General features: G+C 39.5%; 11 protein-coding genes, 2 tRNA genes and 1 pseudogene. 5 read left to right on the top strand and 9 right to left on the bottom strand.

Features of this window, described 5'->3' with window-relative positions:
• Positions 1-419: 419 nt before the first annotated feature.
• The 4 genes from K8P02_RS07875 to K8P02_RS07860 form a co-directional block, all read right to left on the bottom strand.
• A complete protein-coding gene (locus K8P02_RS07875; protein WP_025866381.1) occupies positions 420-1,718 on the bottom strand; it encodes an NAD(P)/FAD-dependent oxidoreductase in 1,299 nt (432 codons plus the stop codon).
• Between the two features lie 421 nt (positions 1,719-2,139).
• On the bottom strand, positions 2,140-3,276 hold the full coding sequence (locus K8P02_RS07870; RefSeq protein ID WP_025866380.1) for an AAA family ATPase: 1,137 nt from the start codon (positions 3,274-3,276) through the stop codon (positions 2,140-2,142).
• Complete coding sequence (locus K8P02_RS07865; RefSeq protein ID WP_002560262.1) at positions 3,254-3,982, bottom strand: RNA ligase family protein; 729 nt, start codon at positions 3,980-3,982, stop codon at positions 3,254-3,256. The genes K8P02_RS07870 and K8P02_RS07865 overlap by 23 nt, the downstream gene beginning before the upstream one ends.
• Positions 3,983-3,997: 15 nt before the next feature.
• On the bottom strand, positions 3,998-5,395 hold the full coding sequence (locus K8P02_RS07860; protein WP_025866379.1) for an RtcB family protein: 1,398 nt from the start codon (positions 5,393-5,395) through the stop codon (positions 3,998-4,000).
• Between the two features lie 459 nt (positions 5,396-5,854).
• On the opposite strand from K8P02_RS07860, the gene K8P02_RS07855 reads away from it, so the two are divergent.
• The 3 genes from K8P02_RS07855 (at position 5,855) to K8P02_RS07845 (ending at position 8,268) form a co-directional block, all read left to right on the top strand.
• Positions 5,855-5,927, top strand: a tRNA-Lys gene (locus K8P02_RS07855).
• 187 nt (positions 5,928-6,114) lie between these two features.
• Positions 6,115-7,335 (top strand): IS4 family transposase, encoded by a 1,221-nt coding sequence (locus K8P02_RS07850; protein ID WP_025868357.1) that lies wholly within the window; start codon positions 6,115-6,117, stop codon positions 7,333-7,335.
• 345 nt (positions 7,336-7,680) lie between these two features.
• Entirely contained in the window at positions 7,681-8,268 is a 588-nt protein-coding gene (locus tag K8P02_RS07845; protein ID WP_025868086.1) for a lipocalin-like domain-containing protein, read from the top strand.
• Positions 8,269-8,300: 32 nt separating this feature from the next.
• Here the strand turns inward: K8P02_RS07845 and K8P02_RS07840 are convergent, their stop codons facing one another.
• Positions 8,301-8,879, bottom strand: a complete 579-nt coding sequence (locus tag K8P02_RS07840; RefSeq protein WP_007485604.1) for a Crp/Fnr family transcriptional regulator — start codon at positions 8,877-8,879, stop codon at positions 8,301-8,303.
• A gap of 125 nt (positions 8,880-9,004) precedes the next feature.
• Between K8P02_RS07840 and K8P02_RS07835 the strand changes: the two genes are divergently transcribed.
• A complete protein-coding gene (locus K8P02_RS07835) occupies positions 9,005-9,325 on the top strand; it encodes a DMT family transporter (protein ID WP_025868087.1) in 321 nt (106 codons plus the stop codon).
• A gap of 95 nt (positions 9,326-9,420) precedes the next feature.
• Here the strand turns inward: K8P02_RS07835 and K8P02_RS07830 are convergent.
• The 3 genes and pseudogenes from K8P02_RS07830 to K8P02_RS07820 all read right to left on the bottom strand — a co-directional run bounded on the left by K8P02_RS07830 (position 9,421) and on the right by K8P02_RS07820 (position 11,858).
• Positions 9,421-9,493: transfer RNA gene (locus K8P02_RS07830), tRNA-Lys, on the bottom strand.
• An 88-nt stretch (positions 9,494-9,581) separates the two neighbouring features.
• Positions 9,582-10,385: an MBL fold metallo-hydrolase gene (locus tag K8P02_RS07825; protein ID WP_002560257.1), complete on the bottom strand. Its 804-nt coding sequence runs from the start codon at positions 10,383-10,385 to the stop codon at positions 9,582-9,584.
• Positions 10,386-10,474: 89 nt separating this feature from the next.
• A pseudogene (locus K8P02_RS07820) lies at positions 10,475-11,858 on the bottom strand (peptide MFS transporter).
• Between the two features lie 99 nt (positions 11,859-11,957).
• Here K8P02_RS07820 and K8P02_RS07815 point away from each other — a divergent pair.
• Positions 11,958-12,353 carry a BT0820 family HAD-type phosphatase gene (locus tag K8P02_RS07815; RefSeq protein ID WP_007485609.1) on the top strand — a complete coding sequence of 132 codons (396 nt, stop codon included), beginning with the start codon at positions 11,958-11,960 and terminating at the stop codon, positions 12,351-12,353.
• Between the two features lie 82 nt (positions 12,354-12,435).
• Here the strand turns inward: K8P02_RS07815 and K8P02_RS07810 are convergent, their stop codons facing one another.
• The gene (locus tag K8P02_RS07810) at positions 12,436-14,766 is read right to left on the bottom strand and encodes a GumC family protein (protein ID WP_025868088.1); all 2,331 of its coding nucleotides are present in this window, start codon (positions 14,764-14,766) and stop codon (positions 12,436-12,438) included.
• Positions 14,767-14,776 lie beyond the last annotated feature (10 nt).

Genomic DNA, 14,776 nt, shown 5'->3' with positions numbered 1-14,776 from the left:
TAGCTTCACATTGTTTAAATTGATTCATATCAAATAAAGCATTACAGAGATAAAAAGTATAAACTCTTTTTGTCTACCTTTGTTATTAGATATATATTACATTAACAGAAAGGAATAATTATGAAAAAGGTAAAAGATTTCTTCAAAGATTGTCTCGAAGAAATAGGTAGAGGCATACTCCATGAATATGGCTACTTTGAAGAGGATGACAAATAATAAAATAGAATAAGGAAGTGATATCCACAAACCTTCTCATACCTCTGGAGTATATTCCATTACTTCGGGGGTATTTTATATATTCCGGTTCCAAATATTGAAAGCATAACTATTATAACTCTAATACTATATTTAATGAAAAAAAGGAATAAGTCATCGCGACATTCCCTTTTCCATATCTACTAAAATGAGAGTAACCTATATCATTTCTTCGGTTTTACTCTTTTCACAGGCTTTATTATTAATCGCAACGAAGGGTCATAAGTGAAATAACTCCACATCCAGTCTATGAAAATGAAAAGTCTGTTCTTTACACCTACAATACTCATTAAGTGAATGAATAGCCAGACTGCCCAGGCAGGAAAACCACCAAAACGGATATTCTTCAACTCCACAATAGCGTTATTTCTTCCGATAGTAGCCATCGAACCTTTATTATGATACACAAAAGGTTTAAGTGGAAGTCCCTTTTCTATGTTGTTCAGATTCTGAACAAGAAGCTTAGCCTGTTGAATAGCCGGCTGAACAACCTGAGGGTGCCCCCTCGGATAATCTTCTGAAATCATCAGAGCAGTATCACCAATAGCAAATACATTGTTAGTACCGGTTACCTTGTTGAAAACATCTACATTCAGTCTATTCCCCGGTCCGTAAGCGTCCTGTGGAAGTCCTTCAATACTGTTAGCTTTCACACCTGCTACCCAATAGATATTTGTAGAAGGTATGGCCGTACCATCTCCCAGAGTAAGCAAATCATTTTCATAATCTACCACCTTGGAATCCACCTTTATTTCAACTCCTTTTTTTGCCAGATAGTCCTGTACTTCGGTTGACGATTTTTCGGAGAAAGCCGAGAGTAGGCGAGGGCCTGCATCGATAAGGACAATACGCATCTGCTCTATATCCAGATCGGGATAATCTTGTGGCAAAATGAACTTACGCATCTCTGCCAATGCACCCGAAAGTTCTATTCCGGTAGCTCCGCCACCTACAATTATAAACGTCATCAATTTTTCCCGTTCTTTCAAATTACTCGTGTTCTGCGCTTTCTCAAAGCTTTCCAGTACTTGGTTACGGTTATAGAGAGCTTCTGCCGTCGTCTTGAGAGACATGGTATGGAGAGCCATCTTATCGTTACCGAAATAGTTGGTATAACATCCGGTTGCAATTACCAAATAGTCGTATTCAATAACTCCAATGGAAGTTTCCAATATATTTCGTTCCGGAATAACCCGTTGGGCTTCACAGATACGAATATGAAAATATTTACGCTTTTTAAAAATCTTGCGGAAAGGAAAAGAGATTGCACTCGGTTCTATACCGGCTGTAGCTACCTGATAGAGAAGAGGCTGAAACAGATGATAATTATTTTTGTCTAACAGAACAATTTGAAAATTGTCATTTTTTAGTTTACGTGCCAACTTTAATCCTCCAAAACCACCACCTACAATAACTACTCTTTTTCTTTTCCCTTTATCGGGAATATCTATTTTATTCATCATGTTATCATTATATTAATCTGATAGTATATTAACATCACGGAAGGGAAAATTGTTTTTGTTATCCACTACCTCCAAACATGTTTTTGTCAAGAGCTGATTTATTGATTATTAACCTGAAAGCGACTTTCTCAGAAGATAATATCAGTTGTATTGCAACACAATAGCATTTACATTGCAACATACCGAGAAATGCATCGTAACATAGTAACAAACGAACCGTAACATACCATGTAATCTTGAATAAGTACCGGGAAAAACTCCAATAGATACCTGTCTATATACCTTCAGAAGCCGGTATAAAAAAATAAAGGAGAAAGCCATAGCTTTCTCCTTTACAAGTATTCTAACTGAATCTACTTTATGATTACAATTACAAAGATACTGTTTTTTTGACTAAAAGTCAAACATCCGATGTATTATTTCATAGAAAATCTTTTTTATTTATCTCATTCTCTACCAGATACTCCACTTCGTGAGCTTCCGTCAATTGAGGTACCTCAAGCTTACCAAGCATACCGTCCAACACACTCTCCGGAAGCGGATATTCTCTTTCACGGTTCTGTCTTCGCCAAACGGAATAGTCTTTCTCAACATAAACCACTTTAACACGAGCCCCATACCCGGCAAAGAGATTGATAAGCTGAAAACGCATCAGAGTAGTAATATTAGTTGCATTCCATATGAAATCCTGCCCTTTACGCAAATAAGCGCGGGCTATCTTTTTAGCTTCCTGCACCACCCATCCATTTGCCGATTTATCAGTAGGACTCAGTTTATTCTTCCGGCGAATATCATCCAGGCTGATAACAGGAAGAGCTATACCGGACGTTTCAATATAATGATCTTTTCCCATTCCCGGTAACCCGGATAACAAAACAACATTACACTTAAACTTTTCATACGGAATGTAATCTATATAGCTTTCTTCCGTGTGAAAGTAACGAAAACGGGCATGATCAGTGGTAAATTCTCTGCTCTTTTTCCAGCACCCCTGCTCACGGCAGAAGATTTCAAATAACTCCAGCGATTCCAATAAAGTATCTTTATCCTGACAGATACGTCCTTTTATATCAGCTTCGGCAAGTAGACGGAGCTGCGAAGTGTCCACTCTGAAAGCTGCCCTGGCAACCTGTCTCATAGGGTCCTGTTTTTCCATCAGCCATAAAGGGAGCCCGTGAAACCTTACAAGTGATGCTATCTTTTCACGAATGATAAAAGGAGTTGATATATCCTTGTATAAAAGCGTACGCACAGTATATTCTCCCTTACGGGCATGCCCTTTGGCAGTGATACTGCCATCTTCCTCAATGACTGTAGTAGAACGTTTTTCTACATCATGCAGTAGTGCAGCCGTCCAAAGTATTTCCTTGTCCTGCTCTGTAAGGGCAAGATAGCCGGGTAATTTCTGTAATTCTTCTATCACCCACCAGGTATGTGTAGCCACATCTCCTTCGGCATGATGAAACTGGTCCTGAGGAATCCCATTCATATCGCGTAACCATTCGAATTGTAGTTCGAGCGAGTTACGATCTTTCTTATCTGTTAATGTCCAAATCATATTTTTCTTTATTTTCATTAAACTCCCAGAAAAGCCGGGCACGCTTCCAGTGACGTGTCCAATGCTCATCTGTTTTCACATGTCCTTTGCGCACATACTTGAATACATTGTGTGCAAATTCGCTAACCGGATATTCATCTGTATTCCGCACTACCAACCCTTCACGCGTACAATCTTCTCCGGTAAAAGGATCTTTTGTACCAAAGACTCCCGGTTGCCGGGCAAGAGTAAGTATCTGTTGTCGAAGTTGCTCCTGAGAAAGTTCTGCAACGGACTCTAATCCCAATTCGGGAACTGTTGGCAAATCAAACATAGCAGCATAAAACTTTACCTCTTCCCAGGATAACCATTTATCGAGGCAACGCACGGCAAAAACATAGAAATACGATTCTAACCGTTTGTATTCAATAGAGTGAACAGCATACAGATTTTCACCAAATAATTCAAGACTGCCCAAATCATGCTTCATTAATTCCCAACGCTCACGCAGTTGTCGTGTCCATGGAGAAGTAGCAGGTGCAGCATGTGATCGTGCAAATACGCCGGCGCTGTTCAGGCAATTATTCTCACCATCCAATTTTTCGGTATATACAAGCGTGTCAATCCGCTGGATATCTTCCCAATAAGTATGGTTGATGCGGTCGTCACTTGTAGTTCCCGGTGAGAAAGGGAAGTGATACGTACGACCATATTTTTCTGATAACATTTTGTTTTAATTTAATTATTCTTTATTCATTCTTACGATGCGGGGCATAAAACGCCCTTGTATCTCTACCAGGTTTTCCTGTGCCCGCATTACCCTTTCGATGTCCTTATAGGCAAGAGGCATCTCTTCCACACTGCCTCCGATAAGGGTTACACCCGCTTGTGCCAAAAATTTCTTTAAGGCGGACTGCGTGAAGGTACTTTGAGCCTGCTGTCTTGACATCGCCCGTCCGGCGCCATGAGAGGCCGAAAAGAGAGATTCACGTACTCCTTTGCCACAAACTAGATATCCGGGAGTAGCCATACTGCCCGGAATAAGTCCGGGTTGCCCCTCATAAGCAGGAGTAGCTCCTTTGCGGTGAACAATGGCAAAGTTACCTGGTGCTATTTCCTCCTCCCAGGCAAAGTTATGGTGATTGCTGACATTAGCAATCGGAATCAATCCTAAGGCTTTGGCAAGGTTAAGATGAATCCTTTCGTGACAAGCCCGGGCATAATCTCCGGCAAGATTCATACTCATCCAATACGCCTGCCCCTCTTCCGAATGGAGATCAAGCCAGGCAAAGTGCTGGGCTTCGCGAGGTAATTTACAAGATTCACGTGCCAGAAAACTATAATGTTGTGCAATAGCAGCTCCCAATCCCCGTGAACCTGAATGAGACAACAAAGCAACATAATTCCCGGCAGGTAACTGTAAAGTATTGTCTGCCTCCAGTTCCAGTTCTCCGAAGTTTACAAAATGATTCCCTTGCCCCGATGTTCCTAATTGTCGGACAGCCTTCCCATGCAACTTTTGTAACAGGGGCGTCAATCGGAATTCTTCCCTGTCCAACACTTCATGCTCCTGTGTAAACTCTAATCCACCATCCATACCAAAATGTGTGTATTCCTTTAATGCCACTTTTGTCTGATGAGCATATCGTTTCAGAAAATCCGGCTTCGCATCAAAAACCGTCAGACTCATCCGGCAGCCAATATCCATTCCTACGGCATAAGGTATTACTGTATGAGCTGTTGCCAGTACACCGCCGATGGGCAAACCATATCCGGCATGTGCGTCAGGCATCAACGCTCCTGCCAGCGTTACCGGGAGTCGCATGGCCAGTTCCATTTGTTGCTTGGCAGAATTTTCTATAAACTTGTTACCGTAAGTTTGGTGCATCAACGGCACTTCTCTCAGATCATAAACCTGAAACTTCCTTTCTATAATGGTGGGAGAGAAGTGTTCCGCCAGTTTCCCCCATACTTCATCCTTTTTATATGCTTCGGGATTATCAAGCACATTTGCTAAACGAACCAGAATTTCTTCTTTACTTTCATACTTGCAATGTTTGCTTACAATAGCAACAGCCAGACTCCGCGCCACATTATTTGTATATCCCAGTTTGCTTAAATCTTTTAAACGTATTCCCATGATTTCTTTCATAGCACACTAATCTCATCCCCGGAATAAACATATAATGGTTCCGGAGTAATGAGGCAATATGTCTGTTACCAGTGCAGAAAAAGGCAGAACATAACATCTCTGCTTCACCACACTGAAGTGATTAAATAATAAAATAATAAGATTGTAGGACTAATCAATTTTTCTCCGGCAACAGTTTCGCGGAGTGTTCAGATAATAAAATTATTGGGGCTCTTCATCCCGATGAGCCGCTTAGTCCCGATTTTGATGTGTTATTTCTCCAACATAATTAATACCCTTTCCACAGTTTAAAGGGTGAATACTAAATTTATCGCTGCAAATGTAATTCCTTTTTTAGTTATAGCAAAGCGAAAGAAAATAAATTTAAAAAATAATAGCTACAAGGCTTGCTATTTTAAAATAAAGCTTTACCTTTGCACCCGAAATCAAAAAAAGCATAATACCAATGCACTCTTAGCTCAGTTGGTAGAGCAACTGACTCTTAATCAGTGGGTCCAGGGTTCGAATCCCTGAGGGTGTACAAAAAGGAGACTATTTTTAGCAGGAGTGGTCGGAAGATTTTTCTTTCGACCCTTTTCGTATTTTAATGTGTACATATTTTGATATCTGCATCTGCATTTTTTTGGTTATTATTTTGATATTCAGGTGATTGTATTTGTTTTTGTTATTTATTTTGCTTATCTTTAATCATTGATAATCAAAATATTATGGCAATTTTTAAAGATCACAAAGTAAGGGTTAACGACCTATTGGGAGTGATTCCCGAAAGCCTGATTTCACACCTGTCAACCACAACACCCATCGATTACTACACCAAAGTTCTCCACGGTAAAAAGGTGTTCTATCTGCTATTGTACGGTATTCTGGAAAATGATCGCCTTAGTCAGCGAACGCTTGAAGATACTTTTAACGATTCTGTATTCAAGATTTTGTTCGGGTTGGACGAAGATGAAAAAGTACGCCGGAGTTCTCTCTCTGAGAGGTTGTCGAAGATATCACCGGATTACTTCCGTCAGATTTACGATTGTGTCTATGACCAGTTCTCGGAGTGCTATTCCGATACAGAGATAGCACAATACAACCTTATCCGGGTTGACAGTTCCATTGTTTCAGACACATCCGGCAGGATGGCAGAGGGGTTGGGCAACTGTGGCGGAAAGGCTGTAAAGTATAGTATAGCTTTCGATGGTATGTTACCTTGTGAAGTAAACCTGTTTACAGATCCAGTATTTTCGAGCGAGGATATTTCCCTGCCCCAAATAGTAACCAGTCACGTTAAGCAGCAGTCCGGACATCGCAACGTATATGTATTGGATAGAGGTTTTCAGTCAACCAGAACGATGAAAGAGTTTTGCGATCAGAGAACTACTTTTATTGCTCGAAGTAAAGAAAACCGTAAGTATGTAGAACTGGAGCCGATACCGTTTTCTAACAGCGACTTAGCCACTTTGGAACTTATTCGCGACAGTAAGGTGTATCTGTACACAGGCCAGCCTGTTATCAATAAGCGCGGTAATAAACATTACCGGCAGGTATTGGTCAAAGAACCTTTAAGACTTATTGTTGCCCGAAGCAAAACTGATCCAGCGATGGAGTATTGGTTTATTACCAATGACTTTGAACTCACGGCAAAGGAAATTACCGATGCCTACCGTAAACGATGGGATATTGAAGTCTTTTTTCGCTTCATCAAGCAGGAATTAAACGCAAGCCATCTTATATCACTGAATAAGAATGGAATAGAGGTGATGCTTTACATGACTTTGATTGTAGCCATGCTCGTGTTGATATACAAAAAAGCCAACAAGATAGGTTATAAAACCGCTAAACGGCGATTTGCTATGGAAGTTCGCGATCTGGCAATAGCCATGATTGTCCTGCAATGCGGGGGAGACCCAAACTTATTTTTCAAGATAAAGAAAGAGTGACCGGAATTTCTTCCGACCACTCCTGCTATTTTTAGCCTCCTTTTTTATTTGTCTTAAGTCGATAAAAACTTTAAGACCAATGAGAAAAGAACATCGTTAATACAATGAAAATCAGACATTAAAAGAATGTACATTTTTGTATATCAAGAATGTATATTCTTGTTATGTATCATTGTACACTTTTGCAATACATAAATGTACACTCTTGTGATTCCCCTTCATACGGGTTAGTGTAACACCTTCATTTCTTTTCGGAAGAGAGTACAGTTCTTCAGATAAAAATGTAAATTAAAAAATATAAATATTACCTTTGTTTCATTGTTACTATTTTAAAATTAATTGAATATGAAAAAATTAGTTTATCTATCGACTTCAGTAGTATTTTTATTGGCTGGCATTATTTCATGCAAACAAGCTCCAGCCACTCAGATCATTAACGGAATCGTGTATGATGCAAGCATGAACAACCTGACAATTATCTCTGATCAGGGAGATACGGTAAACATCAGCACAATGGATGCCAATCCACAGAAAGTGCCCGGAGTATTACTCAATGATTCTGTCAGAGTAACCTGCACCCACGAAGATATAGACGGAGTTAAAATTCTGAAAGCCGACGAGCTAACAATTACCGTACATTCCCCTTATTACTATATTCAGGGAACCTGGCTTGAGCCCAATCCTATAAATCCCAAAGAGATGCAAGGATTCACACTCAATCAAAACGGAACGGCCAGTTCTGTGAATATGGCAACTTTACTGATAAAAAACTGGAACCTGGATAATTGGACACTGACTCTGCAATATGAAAGTATTGGCAACAAACAGACCATTACAGGAACCGATACCCTGAATGTAGTTAAAATCGATGCAGATTCACTTGTACTGGCACGAAAAACAAATGTAATGTGGCGACTGGCAAGGCAAAAGTAACCGGATTCTACCGCAATTCATAAATACCTTATTTATATTGTCATACTTTTAGTGCTGGCACGTATCCTACTCAAATGCTCCGATGAAATACCAAGATAGGAAGCAATATGCCGCAACTGTACACGCTGTAAAATCTCCGGTTTCTCTTTCATAAGCCGGAGATAGCGTTCGGTTGCCGTCATAGACAAACTGGAAATAAGGCGATGTTCAGTTCCTACAAATTCTTTTTCTATGAATTGCCGTGCCCAATTGCATACTTCCAGATCTTGCTGATACAATTCATGCAACTGTTTTAAATTCATTTTGTACAACACGGAATCCTCTAAAAGCTCTATCGTCTCATACCCTTTCTCACCATTCACATATCCCTGAGCAGATATAATAATATCATTTTCCTTCCCAAACCAGATTGTAATATCTCTTCCGTCCACTTCAATATATGCCCTGGCAATACCTTGCTTTATCAGATATACATCACGTTCTATCTTATCTTTAGTGAACAAAATAAATCCTTTAGGATAGGAAATTTCATCCCATATAGACTCCAATTTATTCATTGTATTCTGTAAAATGGTATCCTTTGAAGGACAGGAAAATGATGTGATATCCATAACATGACTATATTTTGCCCGACAAATATAACTGATTTTATCTATTAAAATACTTAATTGATAATTATCAATTACTTTTTCTAACCAAGCTCATATCTTTACTGAAAATTTTAAATAATTAAATTATGGCATGGTTATTATTGATTGGAGCCGGACTACTGGAAATAGGATGGCCTTTGGGATTCAAACTGGCAAGTATTTATGAGAAATATTTCTATTTATTCATCACCATATCCATTGTTTCTATGGGAGCAAGTGGTTTCTTGCTATATCTTGCACAAAAGACAATTCCTATTGGCACTGCATATGTCATCTGGACAGGCATCGGAGCAATAGGGACAGTTCTTATCGGTATCTTCTTCTTTCATGATTCAACAAATATATTCAGACTGCTGTTTGTACTGCTGATTCTGACAGGAGTAGTAGGACTGAAGATGGTACATTAGAAATAAGCCAGAAACAGAAAAACCTATTAATATAAAAGAAAATCCGTTGTATTTATTTGAAATACAACGGATTCTTTTATTTTACAAAACACTTGTACACCCTCAGGGATTCGAACCCTGGACCCACTGATTAAGAGTCAGTTGCTCTACCAACTGAGCTAAGAGTGCTTATCTTCTCATTTGCGCTTGCAAAGGTAGATTTTTTGTTTTATTCAGCCAAACAAAACAGGAACTTTTTTAGCCGTTTTTATTGCTTTCATTCGAATTCATACAGATCTGATGGCGTACTTCGCTTTAATGCAAGCAGTTGCACATCTTTACCTACAATGATTCCTTTGTTCTTTAATTTCCATTCCACAGTCTTGTATGCCAGTTCCGGATGATTATTATCTTTACTCAAGTGGCAAAGCCAGATATAACGTAGATCTTCGGTAAAGTTCTCTGCCAGGAATTCGGCTGTTGCTATATTGCTCATATGTCCCGTACCGCTTGATATACGTTCTTTCAGATATTGCGGATAAGGTCCCATCTTCAACATCTCTTCGTCATAATTGGCTTCAAGAATCAGATAATTGGCTTTGCGAATGTATTTGGCAGCGGTAGGAGTGATCTCGCCAAGGTCGGTAAGGAAGGAGAAGACTTTACCATCTATCTCAATACAATAACCCACATTATCTGTTCCGTCATGAGGAACCTCGAAAGACTCTATATGAAAATCTTCCAGCTCCATTGGCTGCTCCTTTTCCAGATAACGGACAGAAGAATATAACTTCTCCGTCATACAATAGCTCTTATTAATTCCGGCATGAACACGAGCCGTTGTATAAACCGGAATATTCAGTTTCTCCCCCAAATGTCCTACAGCCTTGATGTGATCGGCATGATCATGAGTCACAAACACAGCACGTATGGACTCCATTGCTACATTGATGTCTCTCAGTGTCTTTTTTATCGTTCGTATTCCAATGCCGGCATCGATTAGTATTCCATATGTATCAGTACCCAGATAATAGCAGTTTCCACTACTGCCACTCGCCAGGCTTATAAATCTTACTTTCATTTCGTATCCTTTTCTTTAAAATGCAAATTGCCGTCAACTTTTGTGGCAAAGTGACGGCAAATATACACAAAAAAAGAAGAAAATAAGCCTTATGCTTTCTTCTTTTTGTCGATGGATTGGGTGATTTTAGCGAAAATAAGAAGAGCAATAGCTGCTATCAATCCTATACCTGCAAAATAATACCAGATATAATGAGCATTCACACTGGCAGCCTCCCATGCTTCATGTGATTCAAACAAAATAGGATCCGGACAATATCTCGTCAATAAAATACCAGCTAAACCAAAACCAAAGATAGAGGAGAGGAATGAGTGCAGATGACTGAACCCCAAGTACATTCCCTCTTCGCCTTTGGGCGCTTGTAAAGAGAAATATTCAAGGTAGCGCGGAGAAATAAAACATTCGGCCAACGCCTGTATTACAATACCAACGATCATCATTAAGGTAATATTAGTCATGCCGGATATTATATCATCTCCAAGCAGGTTACCGCAAGCCATCAGTAGTGCTGAAACCGGAATCAGAAACATACCGATATTCATAGAAGTGATAGCGGTACGCTTTGCCATCAGCCGGGTAATAAAACTGACACAACAAACCACCACAAAAGGATTAACATTAGCAATCCACCCGGGCTTCGCCGTTTCGCCCGCCATACGAATAACATATTTCGGCATAGTGGCATACAATTGTTGTTGCACCATCCAGAATCCGGTAATGATTAAAATAAGAATCAGTAATCGCCAATTAGTCATGATTCGAACAAAACCACGCCAGATTTCATGCATACTTTTTCCTTCACCCGCCGTATGTGTTGATTTATAGAAGAAAATCACTGCCAGAAGAGCAAGCAATGTCATGCCACCGGAGAAATAATTGATGTAAATATACGCCTGCTCACCTATAAAGTTTCTCAGTGGATCAATAATGGTTTTACCGGTGAAAGCACCAATATTTACCATCATATAGAAAATGGAGTAACCCCCGTGCACGTGTAGCTTCCGTTGTCTCTTTGGCTACTGATGCAGAAATGATAGATTTGATAAAAGAGCCTCCTATCATAAGTATAGTCAGGACAGGAACTATCATCCAACGGGCATTGCTGTCCGGCAAACCGGAGAAACGGGTTACTTCACCATAAGTAACCAGCCCCGCCGATTCAAGCAGGGTGGGTAATACTCCTAATCCCAAGTATCCAATGGAAAGAAGTGAAAAGGCAATGATCATAGACCGGCGGAAACCTATCTTATCAGCATAAGCTCCCGAAAAAATAGGAAGCAAATACAATCCACCGGAGAAAAGACCGGATATCATACTTGCTTCTAAATCATTAAAACCTAAAATACTGGATAAATAGATCGTGAGAACGATAAACACAGCATAATAAGCCATGCGTTCAAACAGTTCGACTGTGTTGCTGACCCAAAAGGCTTTAGTGAATCCTTTGGTAGCACTTTGAGGGGAATTGTTCATGTAAATTTTCTGTTTTTATGTATTAATTCAGCGCAAAGATAGTCTTTTTTGGCTATTTATATGTACATTTGTCAACAATAACACCTAAGAAATAATGAAATGAGAATAGCTGTAGACTTTGACGGAACCATTGTAGAGCATTGTTATCCACGCATTGGCAAAGAAATTCCCTTTGCGATTGAAACCCTGAAACTGTTACAACGAGAGGGACATTGGCTGATATTATGGAGTGTACGCGAAGGTAAACTCCTGGAAGAAGCCGTAGAATGGTGCAGGGCACGAGGACTTGAGTTTTATGCAGTAAACAAAGACTATCCGGAAGAAGAAATGACAGATAAAGATTATTCCCGGAAACTAAAGGTAGACTTATTTATTGACGACCGTAATCTGGGAGGGCTTCCCGACTGGGGAATTATTTATCAAATAATAAAAGAGAAAAAGACTTTTGCCGAGATATACAAGCAAGAGCCTAAAAAGAAGAGAAAATGGTTTTGAAAATAAAAAAATACCGCAAGAGAAATCTTCCCATATTAAGATTTCTTTTATGCGGTATTTTTGTTGAGTGAAAAGAAAAATACTATTTATTGTCTTTATGCCCATAGCCATATCCGTAACCGTATTTGCCATAAGCATATTTTTCATCAGACATATTGTACCCGTTTACCAATATGGAAATACGATTCAACTGACCACCCGATTCCAAATCCCGTATGATTGACAAAGCCTTTTTAGGTGTATAATTCAACCGGCATACATAGAGAGTGAAGTCCGTTATCTTTCCAAGGCTCAATGTATCACTCACCATACCTACCGGAGCCGAATCGACGATAATATAATCAAATTGTTTACGCAAATATTCAAAGGCTACCCTAAGTTTTTCTTTTTCCAATTGTTCTGCCGGATTGGGAGGTACAGGACCCGCAGGAAGCACAAACAGATCTTTATGAATGCCGGAAGGATAGATAATACTATCCAGGGATACTTCACTCCCGGAGAGGTAATTAGTCATTCCCTGTTCGTTTCTAATCTTAAAAAATTCAGCGAGTCTCGGACGACGAATATCAAGCCCCACAATTAATACTTTACATCCCAGGAAAGCAAAAGTCAGTGCCAGGTTTATACTCGTAAAACTTTTACCTTCAGCACTCATCGTAGAAGTCACAAGAATACATTTCTTATCATCTCCTTCAGCCATAAAACGAAGGTTACTGCGCAAACGCCTGAATGCTTCATCTATTACATCATTCCGACCGTCTTCAACTTGCCGTTCCGAATCATTCATTTGTGGAATAGTCCCCACCTGTGGTAAACCAATTGCTTCCAACTCAGATAGTGACGTCAATTTAGTACGGAAAATTCCTCCAAACAGAACTATTCCGGCAGTAAGCACAAGAGACATGAAGCTTGCTCCGGCATAAATCATCATGCTTTTAGGAGCTACCGGTGCATCAGCAGCAAGCGCTGCATCAATAATACGTGCTTTATTAATAGTAGCAGCCAATGAGATAGCAGCCTGTTCTCTGCGCTCAAGTAACATCAGATAAAGATTCGCCTTAATTTGTTGCTGACGGTCGATGTTATTAAATTCTCTCTCTTGTTTGGGCAGATTATCTATCCGGGTATTAAAATAGTTTGTTTTCTGCATAATATCGTCACGCGCTATCAGTAAACCATTTTTTATTCCTGAAAGCGAATTGAGCACATTCCGCCTTAAAGCGTCAATCTTAATACCCTGGTTTATAACAGCCGGATTATTCTCTTTCATTATATGCAACAATCTTTCACGCTCCAGCAATTCTTTATTATACTCATTTACCAATTTGGCAAGTTCAGTATCTGCAATTCCGGTATTAATGGGCAATAAAGAAAAAGGGTGGTTACTATCTTGCAAATATTCATAGATATAAGCAGTCATGTTCAATTGTGTTTCTACATCAAGCAATTTCTTCTCGTATTCATTATTTGTATTGAGATCAAGTACCATGTTGGTTTTTATATCACTAAGACGCTCTTTCAGTTTATAGCGTTCCAGATTCTTGTCCACAAAGCCCAGTTCACGACTGATACTATCAAGCCGCTCCGTTACAAACTGTAAAGTATTTCCTGTCACTTTGTTTTTATCTTCCATCGCATCACGGTTATAAATTTCAATCAATCTGGAAAGGAAAAGCTCTGCTCTGCGCTTACTGACATCCGTGTATGAAAGAGAAATAATCGATGTTTTCTTAGAAATGGTACTAACGGAAAGACGTGATGCACAACTTTTCACAGCATCTATAGGACGGCAAATCATAATTTTCATAGTTCCCGGCCATTCACTCTGGTCATTGGTCATACGAAGCATCACTTTTCCTGCGGGCGTTTCAACAGTAACCGGAAACCCTGTAAACTCAGTTGTCCGGCAAACATCATTTAATGCTGCAGTCACTACATATCCTCTTTTCTTACTATCAATTTCCAGTAGCAAAGTTCCTGTCAAAGTATCCATAGCCGCTTCATCAAGAATAGCAGCCAATGGTGAAGCAGTATCTTCTACGTATCTGAAGTTTTTTCTGATGCGATAAGTCGTATGCAAACGAAGTTCATTGACTACCTGTAAAAGGGTAGAACGCGAACGTAGTATCTCCATTTCATCATCAATCTGAGTCCCTGTATTAGGAAGTTGGGTATTTGCCATGGCAAAAAGTTCGTCAACTACTTTATTCTGATTCTCTGTCTCCTTTATAACAATGGAAGCAGAGGCCTGATAAACAGGAGTTACTAAATGAACATAAATAAAAGCAGCAGCCAATGCCAGAATAAGAGAAGCAACGAACCATTTCCATCGGGCAAGAAGTTTGTAAAAAAGCTCAATCAAATCAATCTCCTGTTCCTGAACAGGATCATTCGTCATTCGGTTATTTTCCATAATCTTTAAA

Origin of the sequence: Bacteroides nordii, from assembly GCF_019930665.1 — a bacterium.
Classification (GTDB): domain Bacteria; phylum Bacteroidota; class Bacteroidia; order Bacteroidales; family Bacteroidaceae; genus Bacteroides; species Bacteroides nordii.
This window is presented reverse-complemented; position numbering and strand designations above follow the sequence as displayed.

Bases quoted from the DNA above. Each gene is read 5' to 3' on its own strand.
- K8P02_RS07870 (WP_025866380.1), bottom strand. From the start codon at position 3,276: ATGATTTGGACATTAACAGATAAGAAAGATCGTAACTCGCTCGAACTA.
- K8P02_RS07845 (WP_025868086.1), top strand. From the start codon at position 7,681: ATGAAAAAATTAGTTTATCTATCGACTTCAGTAGTATTTTTATTGGCT.
- K8P02_RS07840 (WP_007485604.1), bottom strand. From the start codon at position 8,879: ATGGATATCACATCATTTTCCTGTCCTTCAAAGGATACCATTTTACAG.
- K8P02_RS07860 (WP_025866379.1), bottom strand. From the start codon at position 5,395: ATGGGAATACGTTTAAAAGATTTAAGCAAACTGGGATATACAAATAAT.
- K8P02_RS07815 (WP_007485609.1), top strand. From the start codon at position 11,958: ATGAGAATAGCTGTAGACTTTGACGGAACCATTGTAGAGCATTGTTAT.
- K8P02_RS07825 (WP_002560257.1), bottom strand. From the start codon at position 10,385: ATGAAAGTAAGATTTATAAGCCTGGCGAGTGGCAGTAGTGGAAACTGC.
- K8P02_RS07875 (WP_025866381.1), bottom strand. From the start codon at position 1,718: ATGATGAATAAAATAGATATTCCCGATAAAGGGAAAAGAAAAAGAGTA.
- K8P02_RS07850 (WP_025868357.1), top strand. From the start codon at position 6,115: ATGGCAATTTTTAAAGATCACAAAGTAAGGGTTAACGACCTATTGGGA.
- K8P02_RS07835 (WP_025868087.1), top strand. From the start codon at position 9,005: ATGGCATGGTTATTATTGATTGGAGCCGGACTACTGGAAATAGGATGG.
- K8P02_RS07865 (WP_002560262.1), bottom strand. From the start codon at position 3,982: ATGTTATCAGAAAAATATGGTCGTACGTATCACTTCCCTTTCTCACCG.
- K8P02_RS07810 (WP_025868088.1), bottom strand. From the start codon at position 14,766: ATGGAAAATAACCGAATGACGAATGATCCTGTTCAGGAACAGGAGATT.